22 protein-coding genes and 4 tRNA genes are annotated in these 24,987 nt (G+C 61.5%); 14 read left to right on the forward strand and 12 right to left on the reverse strand.

The features are described 5' to 3' along the window. Nucleotides 1-184 precede the first annotated feature (184 nt). From FX982_RS17145 to FX982_RS17175, 7 genes are all read right to left on the reverse strand, one after another. Nucleotides 185-1,417: a sugar MFS transporter gene (locus FX982_RS17145; protein ID WP_172611749.1), complete on the reverse strand. Its 1,233-nt coding sequence runs from the start codon at nucleotides 1,415-1,417 to the stop codon at nucleotides 185-187. A gap of 214 nt (nucleotides 1,418-1,631) precedes the next feature. After that, entirely contained in the window at nucleotides 1,632-1,997 is a 366-nt protein-coding gene (locus FX982_RS17150) for an L-rhamnose mutarotase (RefSeq protein ID WP_172613087.1), read from the reverse strand. An 8-nt stretch (nucleotides 1,998-2,005) separates the two neighbouring features. Continuing rightward, a complete protein-coding gene (locus tag FX982_RS17155; RefSeq protein WP_172611750.1) occupies nucleotides 2,006-2,782 on the reverse strand; it encodes an SDR family oxidoreductase in 777 nt (258 codons plus the stop codon). After that, nucleotides 2,779-3,672: an amidohydrolase family protein gene (locus FX982_RS17160; RefSeq protein ID WP_172611751.1), complete on the reverse strand. Its 894-nt coding sequence runs from the start codon at nucleotides 3,670-3,672 to the stop codon at nucleotides 2,779-2,781. The genes FX982_RS17155 and FX982_RS17160 overlap by 4 nt, the downstream gene beginning before the upstream one ends. A gap of 51 nt (nucleotides 3,673-3,723) precedes the next feature. Further along, nucleotides 3,724-5,001, reverse strand: coding sequence for an L-fuconate dehydratase (locus FX982_RS17165; RefSeq protein WP_172611752.1), 1,278 nt, complete (start codon nucleotides 4,999-5,001; stop codon nucleotides 3,724-3,726). A 314-nt stretch (nucleotides 5,002-5,315) separates the two neighbouring features. Then, a complete protein-coding gene (locus tag FX982_RS17170) occupies nucleotides 5,316-6,161 on the reverse strand; it encodes a fumarylacetoacetate hydrolase family protein (protein WP_122538299.1) in 846 nt (281 codons plus the stop codon). Nucleotides 6,162-6,224: 63 nt separating this feature from the next. Next, nucleotides 6,225-6,965 (reverse strand): SDR family oxidoreductase, encoded by a 741-nt coding sequence (locus tag FX982_RS17175; protein WP_133771737.1) that lies wholly within the window; start codon nucleotides 6,963-6,965, stop codon nucleotides 6,225-6,227. Nucleotides 6,966-7,198: 233 nt separating this feature from the next. Here FX982_RS17175 and FX982_RS17180 point away from each other — a divergent pair, with 233 nt between their 5' ends. Then, entirely contained in the window at nucleotides 7,199-7,960 is a 762-nt protein-coding gene (locus tag FX982_RS17180; RefSeq protein WP_172611753.1) for a FadR/GntR family transcriptional regulator, read from the forward strand. A gap of 169 nt (nucleotides 7,961-8,129) precedes the next feature. On the opposite strand, the gene FX982_RS17185 is transcribed toward FX982_RS17180, so the two are convergent. The 4 genes from FX982_RS17185 to FX982_RS17200 form a co-directional block, all read right to left on the reverse strand. Continuing rightward, entirely contained in the window at nucleotides 8,130-8,963 is an 834-nt protein-coding gene (locus FX982_RS17185) for an oxidoreductase (RefSeq protein WP_172611754.1), read from the reverse strand. 245 nt (nucleotides 8,964-9,208) lie between these two features. After that, nucleotides 9,209-10,534 carry an MFS transporter gene (locus FX982_RS17190; RefSeq protein WP_172613088.1) on the reverse strand — a complete coding sequence of 442 codons (1,326 nt, stop codon included), beginning with the start codon at nucleotides 10,532-10,534 and terminating at the stop codon, nucleotides 9,209-9,211. Between the two features lie 383 nt (nucleotides 10,535-10,917). Next, nucleotides 10,918-11,202: a hypothetical protein gene (locus FX982_RS17195; protein ID WP_172611755.1), complete on the reverse strand. Its 285-nt coding sequence runs from the start codon at nucleotides 11,200-11,202 to the stop codon at nucleotides 10,918-10,920. Nucleotides 11,203-11,638: 436 nt separating this feature from the next. After that, nucleotides 11,639-12,835: an amino acid aminotransferase gene (locus FX982_RS17200; RefSeq protein WP_172611756.1), complete on the reverse strand. Its 1,197-nt coding sequence runs from the start codon at nucleotides 12,833-12,835 to the stop codon at nucleotides 11,639-11,641. A gap of 333 nt (nucleotides 12,836-13,168) precedes the next feature. Between FX982_RS17200 and uvrB the strand changes: the two genes are divergently transcribed. The 10 genes from uvrB (at nucleotide 13,169) to FX982_RS17250 (ending at nucleotide 20,502) form a co-directional block, all read left to right on the forward strand. After that, nucleotides 13,169-15,184 carry an excinuclease ABC subunit UvrB gene (gene uvrB / locus FX982_RS17205; RefSeq protein WP_172611757.1) on the forward strand — a complete coding sequence of 672 codons (2,016 nt, stop codon included), beginning with the start codon at nucleotides 13,169-13,171 and terminating at the stop codon, nucleotides 15,182-15,184. A gap of 83 nt (nucleotides 15,185-15,267) precedes the next feature. Beyond that, nucleotides 15,268-16,749, forward strand: a complete 1,482-nt coding sequence (gene gltX, locus FX982_RS17210; RefSeq protein ID WP_172611758.1) for a glutamate--tRNA ligase — start codon at nucleotides 15,268-15,270, stop codon at nucleotides 16,747-16,749. A gap of 206 nt (nucleotides 16,750-16,955) precedes the next feature. After that, a tRNA-Ala gene (locus FX982_RS17215) sits at nucleotides 16,956-17,031 on the forward strand. A gap of 83 nt (nucleotides 17,032-17,114) precedes the next feature. Continuing rightward, nucleotides 17,115-17,190: transfer RNA gene (locus tag FX982_RS17220), tRNA-Glu, on the forward strand. 51 nt (nucleotides 17,191-17,241) lie between these two features. Continuing rightward, nucleotides 17,242-17,317, forward strand: a tRNA-Ala gene (locus tag FX982_RS17225). A 54-nt stretch (nucleotides 17,318-17,371) separates the two neighbouring features. Continuing rightward, nucleotides 17,372-17,447, forward strand: a tRNA-Glu gene (locus tag FX982_RS17230). 198 nt (nucleotides 17,448-17,645) lie between these two features. Beyond that, complete coding sequence (locus FX982_RS17235; protein WP_172611759.1) at nucleotides 17,646-18,185, forward strand: TetR/AcrR family transcriptional regulator; 540 nt, start codon at nucleotides 17,646-17,648, stop codon at nucleotides 18,183-18,185. Nucleotides 18,186-18,467: 282 nt separating this feature from the next. Then, nucleotides 18,468-18,908: an acyl-CoA thioesterase gene (locus FX982_RS17240; RefSeq protein WP_172611760.1), complete on the forward strand. Its 441-nt coding sequence runs from the start codon at nucleotides 18,468-18,470 to the stop codon at nucleotides 18,906-18,908. A 75-nt stretch (nucleotides 18,909-18,983) separates the two neighbouring features. Continuing rightward, nucleotides 18,984-19,943, forward strand: a complete 960-nt coding sequence (locus FX982_RS17245; RefSeq protein WP_172611761.1) for a tRNA dihydrouridine synthase — start codon at nucleotides 18,984-18,986, stop codon at nucleotides 19,941-19,943. 115 nt (nucleotides 19,944-20,058) lie between these two features. Beyond that, nucleotides 20,059-20,502: an Hsp20 family protein gene (locus FX982_RS17250; RefSeq protein WP_133771705.1), complete on the forward strand. Its 444-nt coding sequence runs from the start codon at nucleotides 20,059-20,061 to the stop codon at nucleotides 20,500-20,502. Nucleotides 20,503-20,553: 51 nt separating this feature from the next. Here the strand turns inward: FX982_RS17250 and FX982_RS17255 are convergent, their stop codons facing one another. After that, nucleotides 20,554-21,450, reverse strand: a complete 897-nt coding sequence (locus FX982_RS17255; protein WP_172611762.1) for a LysR family transcriptional regulator — start codon at nucleotides 21,448-21,450, stop codon at nucleotides 20,554-20,556. 155 nt (nucleotides 21,451-21,605) lie between these two features. Between FX982_RS17255 and leuC the strand changes: the two genes are divergently transcribed. The 3 genes from leuC (at nucleotide 21,606) to leuB (ending at nucleotide 24,910) form a co-directional block, all read left to right on the forward strand. Continuing rightward, nucleotides 21,606-23,030, forward strand: a complete 1,425-nt coding sequence (leuC, locus tag FX982_RS17260) for a 3-isopropylmalate dehydratase large subunit (protein ID WP_172611763.1) — start codon at nucleotides 21,606-21,608, stop codon at nucleotides 23,028-23,030. A gap of 10 nt (nucleotides 23,031-23,040) precedes the next feature. After that, nucleotides 23,041-23,679, forward strand: coding sequence for a 3-isopropylmalate dehydratase small subunit (gene leuD, locus FX982_RS17265; protein WP_122624245.1), 639 nt, complete (start codon nucleotides 23,041-23,043; stop codon nucleotides 23,677-23,679). Between the two features lie 148 nt (nucleotides 23,680-23,827). Beyond that, the gene (gene leuB / locus FX982_RS17270) at nucleotides 23,828-24,910 is read left to right on the forward strand and encodes a 3-isopropylmalate dehydrogenase (protein WP_172611764.1); all 1,083 of its coding nucleotides are present in this window, start codon (nucleotides 23,828-23,830) and stop codon (nucleotides 24,908-24,910) included. The last annotated feature ends 77 nt before the right edge of the window (nucleotides 24,911-24,987 follow it).

Here is a 24,987-nt window from a genome sequence, read left to right on the forward strand (position 1 = left end):
TGGGACCGCGTGCCCTTAGTGGGACCGGCTTCAGCCGGGAAGGCGCCAGTGGTCACGCCGCAAAAGCGAGGGTGTTTTCACTGGCCTCTTCCCGGCTAAAGCCGGTCCCACTGACTGACCGCGTGCCCTCAGTGGGACCGGCTTCAGCCAGGAAGGCGTCAGTCGTCACGCCGCTAAAGCGAGATCACGCCTCCCGCCCGCGCAGCCCGCTGCGCCCATAAAACGCCACCACCACAAAACAACCCAGCGGCAGCAGGTACGCCAGCGCCGTGGAGAAGTGGTCCGCCACCAGGCCCATGAAATACGGCATCAGCGCGCCGCCGACGATGGCCATGATCAGGAACGAGCTACCGCGTTTGGTGTGCGGGCCGAGGTTTTTCACGCCCATGGCGAAAATGGTCGGGAACATGATCGACATGAAGAAGAACACCGCGACCAGCGCCACCACCGACACGCTTTGTACGCCGCTGACCACCACCGCACACAGCGCGACGTTGATCCAGGCGTAGACCATCAACAATCGCTGTGCCGGGATGCGGCCCATCAGCCAGGTGCTGAAGAAACGCCCGCACATGAAGCAAATCATCGCCACCGACAGCAGATACGCGGCGTTCTGGCTGGTCATGCTGGCCCAGTGCTCGGTGACGTAGTTAATGAAGAACGCGCCCACACCCACCTGCGCCGCCACGTAGAAAAACTGCGTCACCACGCCGCCGACGAATTCCCTGTGCTGCCAGAGGGTCTTGCTGTCGTGGCGTTGAATGCTCGATTCCTGCTCGCGCAGATCGGGCATGGGCGTACGGGCGAACAACGCCGCCACCAGCAAAACGATCACCGCGATGACTACGTAGGTGGTTTGCAGCGAGCTGTTGTCGTTGCCCGCGTTGCTGCCGCCGAAGAACAGCGCGCCACCCAGCAGCGGCCCGACGAACTGGCCGAGGCCGTTGAACGACTGCGCCAGATTGAGCCGACGCTCCGCGCCTTTCGGATCGCCCAACACCGTCGCATAGGGGTTGGCCGCCGTCTCCAGGCAGCCCAGCCCCAGGGCGATGACGAACAGCGCGAACAGGAAAAACGGGAAGCTCGCTGCGTTGGCCGCCGGCATGAACAGCAACGCACCGGTCGCATACAGGCACAGGCCCAGCAGTATCCCGGCCTTGTAGCCGAAGCGGTCCATCAACAGCCCGGCGGGCAGGGCGATGATGAAATACGCGCCGAAGTACGCGGCTTGCAGCAGCCCGGACTGGGCCTTGCTGACATGCAACGTTTCCTGAAAATGCTTGTTCAGCACATCGAGCAGCCCGTATGACAGGCCCCAGAGGAAAAACAGGCTGGTCACCAGCATCAATGCCACCCGCACCGACGGCTCAGCGTGCCGGTACACCCCAGTCTGTACTTTGCTGTGTTTGGTCAACATAACGCTCTCCTTTTTTGTTGTTGTTCAAGCGTGCAGCGTGATGAAGCAGATGTTCGGTCGTGCAGGGATCGAAGCCTTGCACTCCTACCTGTGGGAGTGAGCTTGCTCACGAAGAGGCCGGTACATCCACGAGATTTACAGCGTTTGAAACTCAGCTTTCGCGAGCAAGCTCGCTCCCACCAGAGACCCATTCAGCAGCCGGCGCAGAGGGGTATCAGGGCTCATGAAGTCTTTTGAATTGCTCATCCAGACTGAAAATCTGCGTCATCGGCTGCCATTTATTGCCCGGCTCGGTCCACGGCGTCGGCCTCTGAAACCGCCACATCAATGCCTCCCATTCCTGCACCTTGGGGTTCGCCGCCGACGCTTGGTCCATCGCGTCTGCACTGAATTCCGGGGCAGTGTCCATGACCATGAACAGCCGCGTGCCCAGCCTCCAGATCTGCATGTCCAGCACGCCTTGGCTGCGCAGGTGCGCGGCAATCTCCGGCCAGATGCGCCGATGCAACTGCTCATACTCGGCAATCAACGCCTCGTCATCGGCAAGGTCCAGGGCCAGACAGAACCGCTGCGCAGCCATGCCGGTACTCATGTCAGTGCCCGGTCGAGGTGTGTGTAGCCGCCATCGACCACCAGCCATTGCCCGGTGGTGTGGGACGCGCGCGGGGACAGCAGAAACAGCACGCTGTCGGCAATCTCCGTCGGCGTGGTCATGCGCTGGCCGAGTGGGATCTTTCCGACGATCTTCGCCAGCTTCGCCTCCGGGTCGTCGAAACTGGCAATCCAGCGCTCGTACAGCGGCGTCATGACCTCGGCCGGGATCACTGCATTCACGCGCACGCCATCACTCAGCAGCGACGCCGCCCACTCCCGGGTCAGCGACAGTTGCGCGCCTTTGGATGCGGTGTAACCGCTGGTACCGCCCTGGCCGGTAAGGGCGGTTTTCGAGCCGATGTTGACGATGGCGCCCTGGCTGGCCTTCAGCGCGTCGACGCAAAGGTGGGCCATGACGTAGTAGTGAATGAGGTTCTTCTCCAGGGACTCGATGAACGCGCTGCGACCGGCGTCCAGCCCGACGTTGTCGTTGATTCCGGCGTTGTTGACCAGCCCGTCGATGCGACCAAGGCGTTCCAGCACCTTGCTTACCGCCGCCGCACATTCGGCCTCGTCACGTAGCTCGACCTGCACGAACAGGGTTTGCGGCTGGCGTCTGTCCAGCTCGGCGGCCAACTCGGCAGGCAGCGGCTGATTGGCGAAGATCACCGGGATCGCGCCTTCTTCGGCCAGCCCCAGCGAGATGGCCGCGCCAATGCCCGAGCCGCCGCCGGTGACGATGATCACTTTGTCTTGCAGGTGCAGATTCATGGGCAGTTTCCTTGCAGGCCATAAAGGCGAATCGCGGTGCCGCCGCGCAGCGCATTTTGCTCGTCGACGGAGAGCGTGCTGATGGCGGATTCGAACAAGTGGTGAACGTCGCTGTAGCTGCCGGCCACCTGACAGACCGGCCAGTCGGAGCCGAACATCAGTCGCTGCGGGCCGAACAGTTCCAGCGCCAGGTAGAAATACGGCAGCAACTCCACGGGTCGCCAGCGCTGCCAGTCCGCTTCGGTGATCAGTCCGGACAGCTTGCAGGCGACGTGGGGCAGGGCAGCGAGGGGGGCGAGGCGATCGGCCCAGGCGACGGGGTCTTCCTGGGCGAGGTCCGGTTTACCGAGGTGATCAAGGATCAGGTGATGCTGGTCGTGGCGTTGGCAGAAGTCAGTGGCGGCGTGCAGGTCTTTGTCTTTTATCAGCACGTCGTACGTCAGCCCGAGGCTTTGCAACTGACGCATGCCACGGGCAAAGGCCGGGTCCTGGAGGAACAGCGATGGCGCGGGTTCGTCCTGGATCAGGTGACGCAGGCCTACCAGTTTACGAGCGTCTTTATTAAAGTCGGCCCAACGGGCGAGTTGCCCGTCGAGATCACCCGCCCGCAGGTCTGCCCAGCCGACCACGCCGAGAATCCATGGGTGATTGGCGGCATGGCTCAGCAGAACGTCGGTTTCATCCAGGCTGTGCCGCGCCTGGACCGCGATGCAGCCGTCGATACCGTGCTGATCGAGCAGCGGCTTCAGATCGTTCGGCAGAAAGTCCCGTTGCAACAAGCCATGGCGTTGGTCGATCCACGGGTAGTCCTGCGGGGTGTAAGTCCAGAAATGCTGATGGGCATCCACCCGCAACGGCGGTGCCGGAACGCTTGAGTGTCGGGACGACATTGTTGTTGTACTCCGTCCGTTTCATGCCTGGGCAAAGCTCTGGCGGGGTCCTCAGCCTTTATACGCGTACTGCTCCCGCGAAGCGGATTTCATCTGAATCGAGAACCCAGGCGCCGCCGGTGGCAGATACGCGGCATCGCGAATCACGCAGGGGTCTTCAAAATGCTCATGCAGGTGATCGACGTACTCCACGACCCGACCTTCATGGGTCCCGGCGATGCACAGAAAGTCGATCATCGACAGGTGCTGCACGTACTCGCACAGCCCGACGCCGCCGGCATGGGGGCAGACCGGCAGCTGGTATTTGGCGGCCATCAGCATCACCGCCAGCACCTCGTTGACCCCGCCGAGGCGGCAAGCGTCGATCTGCACCACGTCGATGGCCCCGCGCATGATCAGCTGCTTGAAGACAATGCGGTTCTGGCACATCTCGCCAGTCGCCACCTTCACCGGGTGCACGCCGAGACGAATGGTGCGATGGCCCTCGACGTCATCGGGGCTGGTCGGTTCTTCGATGAACCACGGCTTGGCGAACGCCAGCTCGCGCACCCAGTCGATGGCCTCGCCGACCTCCCAGACCTGATTGGCGTCAATCATCAAATGGCGGTCCGGCCCCAGCACTTCCCGGGCGATACGCACACGGCGGATATCGTCCTGCAGGTCGCGGCCGACCTTCAGTTTGATGTGGGAAAACCCGCCGTCTACCGCTTCCTGACACAGCCGGCGCAGCTTGTCGTCCGGATAGCCGAGCCAGCCCGCCGAGGTGGTGTAGCAGGGGTAACCGTCGGCCAGCAGCGTTTGCAGCCGTTGCGCCTTGCCCTCGGCGCGCTCGGTCAGCAGGGTCACGGCTTCGTCGGGCGTGATGCAGTCGGTGATGTAGCGAAAATCGATGCAACGCACCAGTTGCGCCGGGGTCATTTCCGCCACCAGTTGCCACACCGGCTTGCCCTCGGACTTGGCCCACAAATCCCATGTGGCATTGACCACAGCGCCGGTCGCCAGGTGAATCGCGCCCTTGTCCGGGCCGATCCAGCGCAACTGGCTGTCGCTGGTGACGTGGCGCCAGAAACGGCCCATGTCTTCGGCGATCCACGCCAGCTTCAAGCCGACCATCACGCCGGCCAGCGCCTTGATCGCTGCGCAGCAGATCTCGTTGCCGCGACCGATGGTGAACGTCAGGCCGTGGCCCTGCAGGGTCGGGTGATCGGTTTCGAGAATGACGTAGGCCGCCGAGTAATCGGGGTCCGGGTTCATCGCGTCGGAGCCGTCGAGAAATTGCGAGGTGGGGAAACGAATGTCTTCAACGCGCAAGGCGGTGATGGTGGTCATGGCGGGTCCCTTTGGCATTGTTATGGGCAGCGCGGCGTATTGGGAAAACTGGAAAACCTAGTGTATCGGCACCACATGAATCTCAGGTCCACGAGGTCCTGTAGGAGTGACCGGGGTGGCGCTCCACCTTGCTCGCGAACGCGGTGGATCGGGCAACACGGATGCGCCAGACCCATAGCTTTCTCGACCGTCGTAACCTCCGATTGCTCCTACAGTGGATTTGCGTGTGCCCCGAATTTTGAATACCCCAATGACCTGTAGGAGCAAGGTGGAGCGCCACCCCGGTCGCTCCCACAGGAACGGTGTTTGCTGCCTCAGGCGTCGACCGTCAGCTGCTGCTGTTCGCCCAAGCCTTCGATGCCCAGACGCATCGTCTGGCCGGCGCGCAGGAATACCGGCTCCGGTTTGATCCCCAGGCCCACGCCCGGCGGCGTACCGGTGGAGATCACGTCGCCCGGCTGCAGGCTCATGAACTGGCTCAGGTAGCTCACCAGTTTGGGAATCTGGAAAATCATCGTCCGCGTGTTGCCGTTCTGGTAGCGCTTGCCGTCGACTTCCAGCCACAGGTTGAGCTGATGGGGATCGGCGATTTCATCGCGGGTCACCAGCCACGGGCCGATCGGGCCGAAGGTGTCGCAGCCCTTGCCTTTGTCCCAGGTGCCGCCGCGCTCGATCTGGAACTCACGCTCGGATACGTCGTTGATCACGCAATAACCCGCCACGTGCTCCAGCGCATCGGCCTCGTCGATGTAGCGACCGCCCTTGCCGATGACCACGCCCAGCTCGACTTCCCAGTCGGTCTTCTTCGAGTTGCGCGGGATTTCCACGTTGTCGTTGGGACCGACAATGGCGCTGGTCCACTTGTTGAAAATGATCGGTTCTTTTGGAATATCCGCGCCGGTTTCAGCCGCGTGGTCGGCGTAGTTCAGGCCGATGCAGATGAACTTGCCAATCTTGCCCACGCACGGGCCCAGGCGCGGGTTGCCCTCAACCAGCGGCAGGCTGTTGACGTCCTGGGACTGCAAGTGCGCGATGCTTTCCGGGCTCAGGGCGGTGCCCGAAAGGTCGCCAATCAGATCGGTCAGATCGCGAATGCGGCCGTTGCTGTCCAGCAGGCCTGGGCGCTCTTGACCGGGTTCGCCGTAACGCAGCAATTTCATGGGGTGTCCTCTAGAGGTGATTGATCAGAATTTGGTTTGATGTCGAAGCAAGGCTTGGCGGGCTCAGTTGCTCCAGCCGCCGTCGATGATCTGCGCGGTGCCAGTGGTAAAGCCGCTGGCGGACGAGCCCAGGTACAGCGCCAGTTGGGCGATTTCCTCGGGCGTGCCCAGGCGTCCCATCGGCTGGCGTGCTTCGAACGCCGCGTAGACTTCCGCCTCTTCGCGGCCCTCGCGCGCCGCCTGATCGGCCACCCGCTGACGCAGGGAAGGGGATTCCACGGTGCCGGGGCAGATGCAGTTGCAGCGGATGTTCTGCCCGACGAAGTCGGCCGCGACCGAACGGGTGATGCCGATCACGGCGGCCTTGCTGGCGCAGTAGGCGAAGCGGTTGGGCACACCTTTGATGGCCGAGGCGACCGACGACATGTTGATGATCGAGCCGCCGCCATTGGCCAGCATCGCCGGCAGAAACGCGCGGATCATCTTGTACATCGCCGTGACGTTGAGGTCGAAAGCGAAGCGCCAGTCGTCATCGGAGCATTCGAGGATGTTGCCGCTGTGTACCACGCCCGCGCAGTTGAACAGCACGTCCAGCGCGCCCACTTCGGCGGCCAGCCGTTCGATGGCGGCGTGATCGGTGACGTCGAGCACTCGTTTGTGCACGCCTTGCAGGTGATCCAGCGCTGCGCCGTTGATGTCGACGGCAAAGACTTCCGCGCCAGCCTTCAGATAAGCCTCGACGCTGGCTTGACCGATGCCCTGGGCGGCGGCTGTGATGAGCACTCGCTTACCGGTGAGGTCCATGTTGATCCCTTGTTTTTATTGTTGAGACGACCCGACTGTGGGGTCTGTTGATCTAACCGGGGCCGCGCGATGAGCTGGATTGGATGCACGCGAACCCTCGTGGGGTTTGCTATGCTCCGCTCACTGCGGCGCTCCAATGGTCAGGCCATTGGTCCTGTTTTTAGCACTTGTCATGGACTGCAACAAGGTCATTTTTCGATCCAGTGCGCTGTAATTTTCCGAGCCGATTTCCGATGCCAATCCAAGTAATTGATAACCAGAGACTTTATCGCCAGATCGCCGATCAGCTCCGCGCGCTGATCGACAGCGGCGAATTTCCACCGGGCAGCCGCCTGCCGGCCGAACGTGAACTGGCGAAGATGCTGGGCGTCAGCAGGGCCTCGGTGCGCGAGGCGATGATTGCGTTGGAGGTGATCGGGCTTGTAGACGTGCGGGTGGGCAATGGCGTGCTGGTATGCGAACCGCCGGTGCGGGTGCTGTCCGATGAACCGGTGATGACCCAGGTCACCCGGGACCAGTGGAAGGACGTCGACCCCGAGCTTGGCATTGAAGTGGATTTCAGCGCGGAAATCCCGCCTTTTGCCTTGCTCCAGGCCAGACGGCTGATTGAACCGGAAGCGGCGGCGCTGGCGGCACAAAACGCCAGCGATGAAGAGCTCGAAGCGATCCGGGAGGCCTTCGAACGCAATGCGCGGGATAACCGTGAACATTCCCACACCCACCCGGGTGACCGCCTGTTCCACATCCGCATTGCCCAGGCCTCGGGCAATCCGGCGTATGCGCTGATGATCAAGCACCTGCTCGGGCATCAGTACGGCAGCATGTTCCAGCGGCTACAGGCGCACTACACTTCCGACGACATGCCGTTCCGCTCCGAGCACGAACACCGCCTGATCCTCGACGCCCTGCAAAGCCGGAATGCAGAAGCCGCGAAGCAGGCGATGGCGGGGCATCTGGATGAAGTCATCCGGATCTTCAGCCGGGGCGGGGTGTAGCTCGTAAAGCGGAAACACATCAGATGTAGCTGCTGGCGGAGAACTTGTGGGAGCGAGCTTGCTCGCGAATGCTGACTTCCAGCCGCTAAAGATGCAGTGGCTGGACCGGAGCCTTCGTGAGCAAGCTCACTCCCACCAGACCGCGCATGGCCCACCTTTCCATGACGCCTCACCCATCCGTCGAGCGCGACACCTCTTCCCATTCCGCAAACTCGGCCTCCAGCTGCGCCAGCTTTTCCCGCACCAGCTTTAACGCATCGCTGCCGAGCAACAGATGCGCTGGCGGGTTGGGGCTATCAATCAGCTTGAGCATCGCATCTGCCGCCTTGACCGGATCGCCCGGCTGTTTGCCGCTGCGTTCTTCGCGGGCCTTGCGGATCGGGTCGAAGCTGGCGTCGTAATCGGCGATCTGCCGTGCAGTCCGTTGCATCGAACGGCCCGCCCAATCAGTGCGGAACGAGCCCGGCGCCACGGCCGTGACAAACACGTTGAACGGCTTCAGCTCCTTGCTCAGCGATTCGGAAATGCCTTCCAGCGCGAACTTGCTGCCGTGGTAATACGCGATGCCCGGCATCGTAATGAAGCCGCCCATGGAGGTCACGTTGAGGATGTGCCCGCTTCGACGCTGGCGGAACAGCGGCACGAAGGCCTTGATGATCGCGACCGCGCCGAACACATTGACGTCGAACTGACGACGCAACTCATCCAGCGGCGACTCCTCCACAATGCCCTCATGGCCATAACCGGCATTGTTCACCAGCACATCGATCGGCCCGAATGCGTTGTCCGCCTCGGCCACCACGCGGTCGATGGCGTCGAAGTCGGTGACGTCCAGCAGCACGCCGTGGGCGCGGCCGGGTGCCTGGGCTTCAAATGCCTGAACGGCGTCTTCATTGCGCAGCGTGCCGATCACGATGTGACCCGCCGCCAGCGCCTGTTGCGCCAACGCCTGGCCGAAGCCGCTGCTGACACCGGTGATGAACAGGGTTTTGGTTTTGCTCATAGCGCGTTTCCCCTCGGGGCCGAAGCCGTTGATCGTAGGCCCCCATGGTAGGAACCTTGCGCCCCAAGCCGATCACCCAGTTCTACGCGATCATTGCCTGATCCTGTTCTGGCTGGATGCCACGATGGCTGCTGCCGATCCCTGTAGGAGTGAGCTTGCTCGCGATCACGGTGTGTCAGTCAACTCACCTGCAACTGACACGCCGCAATCGCGAGCAAGCTCACTCCTACAACATCGTGGGTATATCAAACTCGTGGATTGGCCGTGTTCTTCGTCACCAACCGCAAGCCGCTCGCCACACTGCCCACCGCCGCGAAGCCCGCGCCGATGCTCAACGCCAGCACCGGGCCGTGGGTGCTGGAAATGCCGAAACTCAAGGCCACCAACGCCGCACCCGTGGCCTGACCGATCAGGCGAGCGGTCGCAATCGTGCCGCTGGCGCCGCTGGAGCGTTCTTTCGGCGCGCTGGTCATCAGCGCTTTCTGATTCGGCGCCTGGAAGAAACCGAAGCCGATGCCGCACAGCATCATTCGCGCGATGATCGACATCACGCTGGCGTCGGCGGGCATGCTCGCCAGAGAAATCATCCCCAGGCACAGCATCGCCAGGCCGATCCCGCCCAATAGCCCCGGTGGATAGCGGTCAGACATACGCCCGGCAAACGGCGCGATCATCGCCACCACCACCGACCACGGCGTCATCAGAAATCCGGTCTGGATAGGGTCGCGGCCCAGGGTGCTTTCAAAAAAGAATGGCAGCGACACGAACGCCAGCCCTTGGGTGGCGAACGAGCAGAACGCCGTCAGCGCCGACAACGCAAACATCGGCCGCTTGAGCAAATCCAGGGGGAACATCGGCGCAGGGTGCCCGACCTCGCGCTTGAGCATCAGCGCGCCCCCCACCAGAAAGATCGCCAGCGCGATCAGCACGCTGGCCATCGAACCCAGCTGCGCCGCCTGACTCAGGGCGAAGATCAGAGCGCCGAAGGTGATGACGTTGAGAACGGCGGTAACGCGGTCGAAGGTCAGCGTGCCGAGGCGCGTCGCGGGCAGCGAATTCCAGGCGAACACCAGCGCGAACAGCCCGACGGGCAGGTTGATCGCAAACAGCCACGGCCAGCTCGCCACCGACAACACCAGCGACGCGACGGTCGGGCCGATGGAAAACGACGTGCCGACCACCAGCGCGTTCATGCCCAGCCCGCGCCCGAGCCGTTCGTGAGGAAAGATCGAGCCGATCAGCGCGGCGTTGACGCTCATGATCGCGCTGGCGCCGATGCCCTGCAGCACGCGAGCAACAGTCAGCGTGGGCAACGACCATGCGAGTGCACACAACGCCGACGACACCACAAACAGAATCAGCCCGCCCAGATACACCTTGCGATGGCCAAGCACACCCCCCAGCGCCGCGAACGGCAGCAGCGTGGCGACGGCAGCGAGCTGGTAGGCGTTGATGATCCACACCGACGCGGCGGGCGAGGCGTTCAGATCGGCAGCGATGGCGGGGAGGGCAGTATTGGCGATGGCGGTGTCGAGGGTGGCGAGGGCGATTGACATCAAAATCGCCGCCATGCCGCGAAACTCGCGAGGGGTGAGTTTATTGCCGACGCGCGGCGCATCCTGAGTGGCGGGCTGGACCATTATCGACAACGCTCCGGGGATGAACTTCAGGCGAGTCTGCAGGCGCAGACGAAAGCGCGATGGTGCCGTTTTGTTAGGGTGCTACGCAATGACACATCCGCGAGAGTGAGCGCCGGGTGCCGCATTCAAGTGCGAAGCTGCAAAAATGGATAACGCTGAAATCCCTGTGGGAGCGAGCCTGCTCGCGAAGACTTAGGCTAAACCCAAAGAGATTCAGCGGCTGTACCGACCTCTTCGTGAGCAAGCTCACTCCACAGATGCTCATGAAAGTTGGACCCCGTGATCAGAGCAGAAATCTGATCGGGTATCCGACCTCAACCCCCCGCTGTATCAATGTCCTTATCCAGCTCACCAGTCTGCCGTTCCTCTTTGGTGGTGTCCGGCGACTCATGCTCTTCAGGCTCGAAATCAGGCGTGAAACTGTTCTCGCCCGTCAGTTTGCCATTGTTCTCCTGACTCTGCGCGCCATCCTCGAACTGGCTCTGCGACCCGCCCTGGTTCTTCAACGCATCGTTCTGCGCCAGACTGCTATCCGGCGTCTCTGGATTAATCGCCGGGTCGTTGCGGTTGACGGTTTGATCATTGTTCTGGGTAGCCATATGCACCTCTTCTGTCATATCCCGTTCGCAGGACTTACAGATATCGAGGGCAACTAAGGGCAAGGGTTCGATCAAAGTGCTGATCGGCAACGCGCATACCTGTGGGACCGGCTTCAGCCGGGAAGCCTTTGATCTGCTTTTGATCTTCAACCACAAAAAGTCCAGACAACACCAAACGCGACTTTGGTGCAGGCTGAACGCAGCTCTCGAGGAGTGGGCCGAGCGGCATGGATGCCGCGAGAGCCGCCCCCCGCCATGGATGGCGGATGGCGGCGGGCCCACGGAGCGAGACCGGAGTGAAGGAACCCCGAGGTACGAGGGGCCCAACCAGGAGCAAGCACCCTTGGTTACTTGGGGTGCTTTTCCAAGTAACTCGCCGAAGGCGAAACTGTCTGCCCCCAGGCAGACGCCCTTGATCTTGATCTTTAAAAAACGGTCAAATAACCGCCAAGATCGCCTCAGTAACCGCCCCGATATTTCCCTGGTTCAACGCCGCCACACAAATCCGCCCGGTATCCAGCGCATAAATCCCGAACTCATTGCGCAACCGATGAACCTGCGGTGTCGTCAGACCCGAATACGAAAACATCCCCCGCTGCCGCGCGACAAAACTGAAATCCTGCCCCGCCGCATTATTCGCCAGACGCTGGGTCATCTCCTCACGCATGCCACGAATCCGCAGGCGCATCTCACCCAGCTCTGCCTCCCACTTGCCACGCAACTCAGGGCTGCTCAACACTGCGGCCACAATCGACGCGCCGTGGGTCGGCGGGTTGGAATAGTTCGTGCGGATCACACGCTTCACCTGAGACAACACCCGCGCCGTCTCCTCCTTCGAATCCGTCACGATCGACAGCGCGCCGACCCGCTCGCCGTACAGCGAAAACGACTTCGAAAACGAACTGGAAGCAAAGAACGTCAGGCCGCTGTCGGCGAACAGACGCACCGCCGCCGCGTCCTCGTCAATGCCGTCACCGAAGCCCTGATACGCCATGTCCAGAAACGGCACATGACCCTTGTCCTTCAGCACTTCAAGGACCTTCTTCCAGTCTTCCAGGGTCAGGTCAACGCCGGTCGGGTTGTGGCAGCACGCGTGCAGGACGACGATCGAGCCGGACGGCAGGTTCTGCAGATCTTCCAGCATGCCCGTGCGGTTCACGTCATGGGTGGCGGCGTCGTAGTAGCGATAGTTCTGCACCGGGAAACCGGCGGTCTCGAACAGCGCGCGGTGGTTTTCCCAGCTTGGGTCGCTGATCGCCACAACGGCGTCGGGAGAAAGCTGCTTGAGGAAGTCAGCGCCGATCTTCAGAGCGCCCGTACCGCCGACCGCCTGAACCGTCATCACCCGGCCCGACGCCAGCAGCGGCGACTCGGCGCCGAACAGCAAGGCTTGCACGGCCTTGTCATAAGCGGCAATGCCGTCGATGGGCAGATAGCCGCGGGGCAGGTGTTGGGCCACCCGGTTTTCTTCCGCTTCGACAACGGCGCGCAGCAGCGGAATTTTCCCTTCTTCGTTGCTGTAAACACCGACACCCAGATTGACCTTGGTCGTACGTGTATCGGCGTTGAATGCTTCGTTGAGGCCCAGGATAGGATCGCGTGGTGCCATTTCGACAGCGGAGAACAGGCTCATTGTGCGGGGGCTCTGAGTGGGGAGTGAATGGGTCGCGTCGCTCCAGCCGATTGCACTAGAGCGGTGCACAAACGGGGAGCTAGTATAAAGACCCGGGCCAGTGCGGGCGACAGGCCGGGGCGGGTTTTTGCCGCTTTTTGGCGAAATTTTTCGACCGTTAGTCCTGTGCTGCGGACTAATCTCGGGAGGGTGGCTTGAAAGGTGGCGCAGTCGACTCCACTTGTAGTCCCATCACTTCTTTTATGTACGTCTTTTCCCTGACGGGATCAGCCGTCCGTGCTCAATTGCGTTGCTGCAGGATTTATCTGGCAGTGGCCCCTCCAGAGGTACGTTATGTCCGAGTTTCAGCTCGTTACCCGTTTTGAGCCGGCCGGCGATCAACCGGAGGCGATTCGTCAGTTGGTTGAAGGCATCGACGCCGGCCTGTCGCACCAGACCCTGCTCGGTGTAACCGGTTCGGGCAAGACCTTCAGCATCGCCAACGTCATTCAGCAAGTGCAGCGCCCGACCCTGGTGCTGGCGCCGAACAAAACCCTGGCCGCGCAGCTATACGGCGAGTTCAAGGCGTTTTTCCCGAACAACTCGGTCGAATATTTCGTTTCCTACTACGACTACTACCAGCCCGAAGCCTACGTGCCGTCATCGGACACCTTCATCGAGAAGGATGCGTCGATCAACGATCACATCGAACAGATGCGCCTGTCCGCGACCAAAGCGTTGCTGGAGCGCAAAGACTCGATCATCGTCACCACGGTGTCGTGCATCTACGGTCTGGGCAGCCCGGAAACCTACCTGCGCATGGTTTTGCACGTGGACCGCGGCGACAAGCTCGATCAGCGCGCCTTGCTGCGCCGGCTGGCCGACCTGCAATACACCCGCAACGACATGGATTTTGCCCGGGCGACCTTCCGTGTCCGTGGCGACGTGATTGACATCTTCCCCGCTGAATCGGACCTGGAAGCCATTCGCATCGAGCTGTTCGATGACGAAGTCGAGAGCCTTTCGGCGTTCGACCCGCTGACCGGCGAGGTCATTCGCAAACTGCCGCGCTTCACGTTCTACCCGAAGAGCCACTATGTGACCCCGCGGGAAACGCTCCTGGAGGCAATGGAAGGCATCAAAGCCGAGCTGAACGAGCGCCTGGAATACCTGCGCGGCGCCAACAAGCTGGTGGAAGCGCAGCGTCTGGAGCAGCGCACCCGTTTCGACCTGGAGATGATCCTCGAACTGGGTTACTGCAACGGCATCGAAAACTACTCGCGTTATCTGTCCGGGCGTCCGTCCGGCGCGCCGCCGCCGACGCTGTACGACTACCTGCCGGCTGACGCGCTGCTGGTGATCGATGAGTCCCACGTCAGCGTGCCCCAAGTCGGCGCCATGTATAAGGGCGACCGTTCGCGCAAGGAGACGCTGGTGGAATACGGTTTCCGCCTGCCGTCGGCGCTGGACAACCGGCCGATGCGTTTCGATGAGTGGGAAAACGTCAGCCCGCAGACCATTTTCGTCTCAGCGACGCCGGGTAACTACGAAGCTGAACACGCGGGTCGTGTGGTCGAGCAGGTGGTGCGGCCGACCGGGCTGGTGGACCCGCAGATCGAAATCCGTCCGGCGCTGACCCAGGTCGACGACTTGCTCTCCGAGATCCACAAGCGCGTGGCGATCGAGGAGCGGGTGTTGGTGACCACGCTGACCAAGCGCATGTCCGAAGACCTCACCGATTATCTGGCTGACCATGGCGTGCGGGTGCGTTACCTGCACTCGGACATCGACACCGTTGAGCGCGTCGAGATCATCCGCGACCTGCGCCTGGGCACTTTTGACGTACTGGTGGGGATCAACCTGCTGCGCGAAGGTCTGGATATGCCGGAAGTGTCGCTGGTGGCGATTCTCGATGCCGACAAGGAAGGCTTCCTGCGTTCCGAGCGCTCGCTGATCCAGACCATTGGCCGCGCTGCGCGTAACCTCAACGGCCGGGCGATTCTGTACGCCGACCGCATCACCGGCTCCATGGAACGCGCGATCGAAGAAACCGACCGTCGTCGCGAGAAGCAGATCGCGTTCAACCTGGCCAATGGCATCACGCCGAAAAGCGTGATCAAGGACGTCGCCGACATCATGGAGGGCGCCACTGTGCCCGGCTCTCGCAGCAAGAAGCGCAAAGGCATGGCCAAAGCTGCCGAGGAGAACGCCAAGTACGAAGCCGAACTGCGCTCGCCGAGTGAAATCACCAAACGCATTCGTCAATTGGAAGAGAAGATGTACCAATTGGCGCGTGACCTGGAGTTCGAAGCGGCGGCACAGATGCGGGATGAGATCGGCAAGCTGCGGGAGCGTTTGTTGGCGGTTTGATTCGCGCAGGGGCTTGAATGCTGGAGCCGCGCAGGCCGCGCCTGTTAACATTCGCGGCTTGTTCGACCTATCCGGGATTTTCCATGACCACCGTTCGCACCCGCATCGCGCCATCGCCCACCGGCGACCCCCACGTTGGCACGGCCTACATCGCGCTGTTCAACTATTGCTTCGCCAAGCAGCATGGCGGCGAATTCATCCTGCGCATTGAGGACACCGATCAACTGCGCTCGACCCGCGAGTCCGAACAACAGATTTTCGACGCGCTTCGCTGGCTCGGCATCGAATGGAGCGAAGGCCCCGATGTTGGCGGTCCTCATGGTCCGTATCGCCAGAGCGAGCGCGGCGACATCTACAAGAAGTACGTGCAGCAACTGGTCGACGCCGGTCATGCCTTCCCGTGTTTCTGCACCGCCGAAGAGCTCGACCAGATGCGCGCCGAGCAGACCGCCCGTGGCGAAACCCCGCGCTACGACGGCCGCGCGCTGTTGCTCTCGAAAGAAGAAGTCGGGCGCCGCCTGGCCGCTGGCGAACCCCATGTGATCCGCATGAAGGTGCCAAGCGAGGGTGTTTGCGTGGTGCCGGACATCCTCCGTGGCGAAGTCGAAATCCCCTGGGACCGCATGGACATGCAGGTCCTGATGAAGACTGACGGCCTGCCGACCTACTTCCTGGCCAATGTCGTCGACGACCACCTGATGGGCATCACCCACGTGCTGCGCGGCGAAGAATGGCTGCCGTCGGCACCGAAGCTGATCCTGCTCTACGAATACTTCGGCTGGGAAAAACCGGCGCTGTGCTACATGCCGCTGCTGCGTAACCCGGACAAGAGCAAGCTGTCCAAGCGCAAGAACCCGACCTCGGTGACGTTCTACGAGCGCATGGGATTCATGCCCGAAGCGATGCTCAACTACCTGGGCCGCATGGGCTGGTCGATGCCCGACGAGCGCGAAAAGTTCTCGCTGGACGAAATGGTCGAACACTTCGACCTGACCCGCGTCTCCCTCGGCGGCCCGATATTCGACATCGAGAAACTGTCGTGGCTCAACGGCCAGTGGCTGCGTGAACTGCCGGTGGAAGAGTTCGCCACCCGCGTGCAGAAGTGGGCGTTCAACAGCGACTACATGATGAAGATCGCGCCCCACGTTCAGGGTCGCGTCGAGACCTTCAGCCAGATCGCGCCACTGGGCGGCTTCTTCTTCGCCGGTGGCGTGACGCCGGACGTGAAGCTGTTCGAGCACAAGAAGTTGTCGCCGGAACAGGTGCGTCAGGTTATTCAACTGATCCTGTGGAAGCTGGAATCCCTGCGGCAGTGGGAGAAGGAAAAGATCACCGGTTGCATTCAGGCCGTGGTCGAGCACCTTGAGCTGAAGCTGCGCGATGCCATGCCGCTGATGTTTGCCGCCATCACCGGTCAGGCAAACTCGGTATCAGTGACCGATGCGATGGAGATTCTTGGTCCGGACCTGACCCGCTTCCGTCTGCGCCAGGCGCTGGACATGCTGGGCGGCGTGTCCAAGAAAGAGAATAAAGAGTGGGAAAAGCTGCTCGGCGCTATTGGCTGAACGCCGCCGGGCCATTGGGCATTTGCCGGATGGCCCGGCGTGGGGCATTTTTGCGGGAGGCGGTAAGTGATTGTTATCCCGGAAAATTCTTTTGGAATTGTTTGAAAAAGAGTTTGACAGCTTTGTGGGTCGCACTTAATATGCGCCCCGTCCACACGGCAACGCAGAAACACGCGGTAACGCGGCGTTCTCTGTCAGTGTAATGTGGGGCTATAGCTCAGCTGGGAGAGCGCCTGCATGGCATGCAGGAGGTCAGCGGTTCGATCCCGCTTAGCTCCACCAAATTAGAAGCTTCAAGGGTCGCTTTACTGCCTTGAAGCTTGTACCGAATCGGAACCAGCGCCGATGCGGTACGCAAGGGTTACGTCCCCTTCGTCTAGTGGCCTAGGACACCGCCCTTTCACGGCGGTAACAGGGGTTCGAGTCCCCTAGGGGACGCCAGTTTTACCGAGTGATGCGTTAAAGCTGATCTCCGCCGAGAGGCGTAAAGTCGGGGCTATAGCTCAGCTGGGAGAGCGCCTGCATGGCATGCAGGAGGTCAGCGGTTCGATCCCGCTTAGCTCCACCAATTTCTGCCAGGGTTCGTCATGTTGTCATCGACGAATCTGCTCGAAGGTTTTGCGTCCCCTTCGTCTAGTGGCCTAGGACACCGCCCTTTCACGGCGGTAACAGGGGTTCGAGTCCCCTAGGGGACGCCACGATTTCTCGCTCTGCGAGACCAAGGGTCATTCGATTATTGAATGGCCCTTTTGTTTTTTTGGGGTCTGGTTCCAGACCTTGTCCTTGATAGGTCTCTCCAGTCGTTCATCCACCGGTCGTTGATCTCAAACATCGGTTGCGTCCTTGCCAACGCACATGATGAGGATAATATTATCGCCATCATCCCGGAGGCGGTCATGAACGACAAAAAAGCACAGACCCGCGAACGCATACTCACTGCTGCCAGCACCGCGCTGATCGCGCGCGGCCCGATCGAGCCCAGCGTCAACGAGATCATGGGCGCAGCCGGACTAACCGTGGGTGGCTTCTATGCGCACTTCGACAGCAAGGAAGCGCTGATGCTGGAAGCCTTCAGCCAGTTGCTGGCCGAGCGCCGAGAGATGGTTGCGACGATCGACGATCAGTTACCGGGCGATGAGCGGCGCGCGCTGCTGGCGGCGTTCTACCTGTCGCGCAGGCACCGTGACGCGCAACAACACGCATGCCCGTTGCCGACGGCGATAGGGGAGATGACGCGTCTCTCCGCCGACTTCCGCAACGCTCTGGCGGAACATGTCGAACTGATGGTGGCGCAACTCGCTGCAAGCCCTGAGGAGGCCGACAAGACCCTGGCCGACATCGCCTTGATGGTCGGTGGTCTGGCGCTCGCCCGGGCCCTGGGCCCCGGCGAACTGTCGGATCGGGTGCTGAGGGCGGCGAAGTCGGCGGTGGTCTGAGTCAGGCAGGACATCCGTTGTCGCCAGCCTTTCTAGTAGTAGGACCGGCTTCAGCCGGGAAGGGGCCAGCATAAGCAACCTCAATCTTGCGGTGTAACGTCCGACGCCTTCCCGGCTAAAGCCGGTCCCACTAAATACACGCGGTCAGTCAGTGGGACCGGCTTCAGCCGGGAAGGGGCCAGCGGGGACACCCTCAATCTCTGGTCAGGCAAGCCCGCCATCAGTTTTGTCCGATGCTTTTGGTTACACTGCCCGCAGGATGAACAGAGGAGGCAGGAAGAAATGGTCTGGGATCTGGCAACGCCGTTCGTCATCGATCTGCAGGTGGGCGAGGAGGACATCGATGGCTTGGGTCACGCCAACAACGCTGTGTACGTCACCTGGCTCGAGCGCTGCGCGTGGCGGCATTCGCAGCAACTGGGCCTGGACCTGACCGAGTACCGTCGACTGGACCGTGCCATGGCCGTGGTGCGTCACGAAATCGACTACCTGGCCAGCGCCTATCAGGATGACCAACTGCAACTGGCGACCTGGATCGTCGACTGGGACCAGCGTCTGAAAATGACCCGGCGCTTCCAGCTCAAACGTCCCAGTGACGGCATGACCTTGCTGCGGGCACAAACCACCTTCGTCTGCATCGAACTGTCGTCGGGCAAACCCAAGCGCATGCCGAGCGAGTTCATCGACGGCTACGCGGCGGGTCTGCACAGCACAGTCTCCTGACGTCCGGCGCGCTTAAACCGTATCCAATCCGCCGGCCTCTGCGTAAACTGCCGGACTTTTTTTCGAGTGTGACCCATGCAAATTGCCCTGGCGCCCATGGAAGGCCTGGTCGACGACATCCTGCGCGACGTGCTGACGCAGGTCGGCGGCATCGACTGGTGCGTGACCGAATTCATCCGGGTGACCGAGCGCGTATTGCCGGAGCATTACTTCCACAAGCTCGCATCCGAGCTGTTGCAGGGCTCGAAAACCCGCGCCGGCGTGCCGCTTCGTGTGCAGCTGCTGGGTTCGGACCCGGTGTGCCTGGCCGAGAATGCAGCTTTCGCGGCCGAACTGGGCGCTCCGGTCATTGACCTGAACTTCGGCTGCCCAGCCAAGACGGTCAACAAGTCCCGGGGCGGCGCGGTGTTGCTCAAAGAGCCAGAGCTGCTGCACACCATCCTCAGCCACGTGCGCCGCGCGGTGCCGGCACACATCCCGGTCACCGCGAAGATGCGCCTGGGCTATGACAGCACCGAGCCGGCCCTTGATTGCGCACGTGCGCTGGAAGCGGGCGGTGCCGAGCACATCGTCGTTCACGCACGGACCAAGGTCGACGGCTACAAGCCTCCGGCGCACTGGGAGTGGATCGGCAAGATTCAGGACGTGGTGAAGATTCCGATCATCGCCAACGGCGAGATCTGGACCGTTGACGACTGGCGCCGCTGCCGGGAAATCTGCGGGGCCCGCGACATCATGATCGGCCGCGGTCTGGTGGCGCGTCCGGATCTCGGCCGGCAAATCGCCGCTGCCCAAGCCGGGCGTGAGGTCATCCCTATGACATGGATCGCGTTGCAGCCGCTGCTGCGGGATTTCTGGCTGCAGGCCATGGCCAAGATGACCCGCGTTCAGGCACCAGGCCGGCTCAAGCAGTGGGTGGTCCTGCTGACCAAAAGCTACCCCGAGGCCACTGTGCTATTTGATGCCCTGCGCCGCGAAACCGACTGCGAGCGGATCAGCCAGATGCTCGGCGTGAACGTGCCGGAAGCCGCCTGAAAAAATTTTTTGCACGACTCTTGAAACGCAAATGGCCGTCCCTATTTTGGGATTACGCGATGCCGAAGTCGGGTCGCGGAGATAACCACTTGCTGATTTATCAGGAGATTTTCAGATGACTACTGCATTTTCCCTGGCTCCACTGTTCCGTCACTCCGTTGGCTTCGACCGCTTCAACGACCTGTTCGAATCGGCGGCGCGCAACGAGTCGGCGAGCAGCTATCCTCCCTACAACGTCGAAAAACACGCTGATGACCAATACCGCATTGTCATCGCGGCGGCGGGGTTCCAGGAGGAAGATCTGGAGTTGCAAGTCGAGAAGGGCGTACTGACCGTCACCGGCAGCAAGCGCGAGAACACCGCGGAAGGCGTGACCTTCCTGCACCAGGGCATTGCCCAGCGTGCATTCAAGCTGTCGTTCCGCCTGGCTGATCACATCGAGGTCAAAAACGCTGCTTTGGCCAATGGCCTGCTGAACATTGACCTGCTGCGTCTGGTGCCTGAAGAGGCCAAGCCAAAACGCATCGAAATCAATGCTCAGAAAACCCTGACTCACTGATCCCGAGTCAGTGTGAGAAGGCGCCCTGCGGGGCGCCTTTTTTGTGTGCGGTCAGCGCGCCTGCGATTGCTCCAGCCCTGCAGCCTGCCCATCCAGCAGCGCCATGAACGCCCGCGCGGCGTTGGACAGCGTGCGTTCGGTGTGGACGATATAGCCTAGCTGTCGGCGCAACTGAATGCCCGGTAACGGAATGGCCGTGACCTGTTCGTCGAGCATGGTCCGGGGCAACACGCTCCAGGCCAGGCCAATGGACACCATCATCTTGATCGTCTCCATGTAGTTGGTGCTCATGGCGATATTCGGCTTCAGCCCTTGGGCTTCGCACAGTCCGCTGACGATGTGGTGGGTGAAGGTGTTCTCGCCCGGGAACACCGCCGGGTAGCCGGCGATGTCGGCCAGGCTGACGTTGTTCTGAGTGGCCAGCGGGTGCTCGGGTGCGGCGACAAAATCCAGGGGATCGTCCCAGACCTTGACGGCTTTCACCAGCGCGTGGGGCTCGGGCGCCAATGTAATCACCGCCAGTTCCGCGCGGCCGTGGAGGATTTCTTCGTAGGCCACTTCCGAATCGAGAAACTGAATGTCCAGCGCGACGTCCGGATAGGCCTTGGTAAATGCCCTTAACAGCGTAGGCAACCGGTGCAGTCCGATGTGGTGACTGGTCGCCAGGGTCAGACGCCCGGTGACCTCGCCGGTCAGGTTGGTCAGCGCGCGACGTGTGTCATCCAGCACATTGAGAATCTGGTAAGCGCGGGGGAGGAGTGCGCGTCCGGCTTCGGTCAGGCTGACCTCGCGGCCCAGACGATCAAAAAGCCGCACGTCCAGCTGCTGCTCCAGACCGGCGATGCGTTTGCTGACCGCCGGTTGCGTCAGGTGCAAGCGCTCTCCGGCTGCCGAGAAACTGCCCGTCTCGGCGATGGCGATAAAGGCATTGAGATTAGCCAAATCCATCTCGGATTCCTGTTGGTTATGCAAAGCATGAAAAATATGAATTTGAGTTATTTAAGCATATTCCATAGCATCTCCCCCACAAGCCAAGGGTCTTTACGGTGTCATTGCGACATCGGCGGCCGGGGCATAGAAATACGCTGATGAGGAACCGTCTGATGGCTGGCAAAACGCTCTACGACAAGCTCTGGGATTCGCATTTGGTCAAGCAGCGCGACGATGGCTCCGCGCTGCTCTACATCGACCGTCACATCATTCACGAAGTGACTTCGCCTCAGGCTTTCGAAGGCTTGCGCCTGGCCCGTCGCAAACCGTGGCGCATCGACGCCAACGTTGCGACCGTCGATCACAACGTGCCGACCACCCCAGACCGCAAGGATGGCGTCGATGCCATCGTCGATCAGGTGTCGCGCTTGCAGGTCAAGACGCTGGATGACAACTGCGACGAATACGGCATCACCGAATTCAAGATGAACGATGTGCGTCAGGGCATCGTTCACGTCATCGGCCCGGAGCAAGGCGCGACCTTGCCGGGCATGACCGTGGTCTGCGGCGACTCGCACACCTCGACCCACGGCGCATTCGGCGCATTGGCCCACGGCATCGGCACTTCCGAGGTCGAGCACGTCCTCGCGACCCAGTGCCTGGTCGCCAAGAAGATGAAGAACATGCAAGTGAAGGTCGAAGGCAAGCTGCCGTTCGGCGTCACCGCCAAGGACATCGTCCTGGCCATCATCGGCAAGATCGGCACCGCCGGCGGTAACGGTCATGCCATCGAATTTGCCGGCAGCGCCATCCGCGACCTGTCTGTAGAAGGCCGCATGACCATTTGCAACATGTCGATCGAAGCCGGCGCCCGTGTGGGTCTGGTGGCGACCGATGAAAAGACCATTGCCTACGTGAAGGGTCGTCCTTTCGCACCGACTGCCGAGCAGTGGGACGCAGCCGTCGAAGCCTGGAAAGACCTGGTGTCCGACGACGACGCGGTGTTCGACACCGTGGTCGAGCTCGACGCGACCCAGATCAAGCCGCAAGTCAGCTGGGGCACGTCCCCGGAAATGGTCGTGGCCGTGGATCAGAACGTGCCCGATCCGGCGCAGGAAGCCGATCTGGTCAAGCGTGGCTCCATCGAGCGCGCACTGAAGTACATGGGCCTGAGAGCCAATCAGGCGATTACCGATATCCAGCTGGATCGCGTGTTCATCGGCTCGTGCACCAACTCGCGGATCGAAGACCTGCGCGCCGCAGCGGACATCGCCAAAGGCCGTAAAGTGGCGTCGACCATCAAACAGGCGATCGTCGTGCCGGGCTCGGGTCTGGTGAAAGAACAGGCCGAGCGGGAAGGGCTGGACAAGGTCTTCATCGAAGCCGGCTTTGAATGGCGTGAGCCGGGCTGCTCGATGTGCCTGGCGATGAACCCGGACCGCCTGGAGAGCGGCGAGCACTGCGCGTCCACCTCCAACCGTAACTTCGAAGGCCGTCAGGGCGCCGGTGGACGTACTCACCTTGTCAGTCCGGCGATGGCGGCAGCGGCAGCGGTCAACGGCCGTTTCGTCGACGTTCGCACCATGAGCCAGGCATAAGGAGCCCCGTATGAAGCCTTTTACCCAACACACCGGTCTGGTCGCTCCGCTGGATCGCGCCAACGTCGACACCGATCAGATCATCCCCAAGCAGTTCCTGAAGTCGATCCGCCGGACGGGCTTTGGCCCGAACCTGTTTGACGAGTGGCGCTACCTCGACGTAGGTCAGCCGTATCAGGACAACAGCAAGCGTCCGCTGAACCCGGACTTCGTGCTCAACGCCGAGCGTTACCAGGGCGCCAGCGTTTTGCTGGCCCGGGAAAACTTCGGCTGCGGCTCAAGTCGCGAACACGCCCCGTGGGCGCTGGAAGAGTACGGCTTTCGCAGCATCATCGCGCCGAGCTACGCGGACATCTTCTTCAATAACAGCTTCAAGAACGGCTTGCTGCCGATCATCCTGAGCGAAAGCGAGGTCGATGAGCTGTTCAAGGTGGTCGAAGCCACACCGGGCTACCAGTTGAACGTGGACCTGGAAGCGCAGACTGTGACCCGTGAAGACGGCAAGGTGTACCGCTTTGAAATCGATGCCTTCCGCAAGCACTGCCTGCTTAATGGCCTGGACGACATCGGCCTGACCCTGGTGGACGGCGAGGCGATTGCAGCGTTCGAGAGCAAGCATCGGGCTTCGCAGCCTTGGTTGTTTCGCTGAGGGGCAATTATTAGCTTCAAGCTTCAAGCTTCAAGCGGCAAGTTGACCGCGGTGTGACTGCTGGTTCTTGCAGCTTACCGCTTGGAGCTTGCTGCTCCCGAGTTGGCACCATCTACCGGCTCGACGCATATTCTGAAACGAGGGTTTTATGAGCAAGCAGATTCTGATTCTCCCAGGTGATGGCATCGGTCCGGAAATCATGGCCGAGGCGGTCAAGGTGCTGGAGCTGGCCAGCGAGAAATACCAGCTGGGTTTCGAACTGAGCCACGACGTCATCGGCGGCGCGGCCATCGACAAGCACGGCGTGCCGCTGGCAGATGAGACCCTTGAGCTTGCCCGCTCTGTTGACGCAGTGTTGCTCGGCGCCGTCGGCGGCCCGAAATGGGACGCCATCGACCGCGACATTCGTCCGGAGCGCGGCTTGCTGAAGATCCGCTCGCAATTGGGCCTGTTCGCCAACCTGCGTCCGGCGATTCTTTACCCGCAGCTGGCCGATGCGTCGAGCCTGAAGCCCGAGATCGTGGCGGGCCTGGACATCCTCATCGTCCGCGAGCTAACCGGTGGCATCTATTTCGGCGCTCCCCGTGGCACCCGCGAACTGGAAAACGGTGAGCGTCAGTCCTACGACACGTTGCCGTACAGCGAAAGCGAGATTCGCCGTATTGCCCGTGTCGGCTTTGACATGGCCCGCGTGCGCGGCAAAAAGCTCTGCTCGGTGGACAAGGCCAACGTGCTGGCGTCCAGTCAGTTGTGGCGCGAAATCGTCGAGCAGGTCGCCAAGGATTACCCGGACGTCGAACTCAGCCACATGTACGTCGACAACGCTGCCATGCAGCTGGTCCGCGCACCGAAGCAATTCGACGTGATCGTCACCGACAACATGTTCGGCGACATCCTCTCCGACGAAGCCTCCATGCTCACCGGATCCATCGGCATGCTGCCGTCGGCGTCGCTGGATTCGAACAACAAGGGCATGTACGAGCCTTGCCACGGTTCGGCGCCGGATATCGCCGGCAAAGGCGTGGCCAACCCGCTGGCAACGATTCTGTCGGTGTCGATGATGTTGCGTTACAGCTTCAACGAGCACACTGCCGCCGACGCCATCGAGAAAGCCGTAAGCCTGGTGCTGGATCAGGGTTTGCGCACCGGCGACATCTGGTCTGAGGGCAATGCCCGCGTCGGTACGCAGGAAATGGGCGACGCCGTAGTCGCCGCGCTGCGCAATCTGTAATATCTCGAGCCCACGACCGTCAGGTTGAGTCCGTTGGCTCTCTGCGGTCGGGGCCCCACTTTTAATTAAGGTGTAGT

This window comes from Pseudomonas graminis, from assembly GCF_013201545.1.
In the GTDB taxonomy this organism is placed as follows: Bacteria; Pseudomonadota; Gammaproteobacteria; order Pseudomonadales; family Pseudomonadaceae; genus Aquipseudomonas.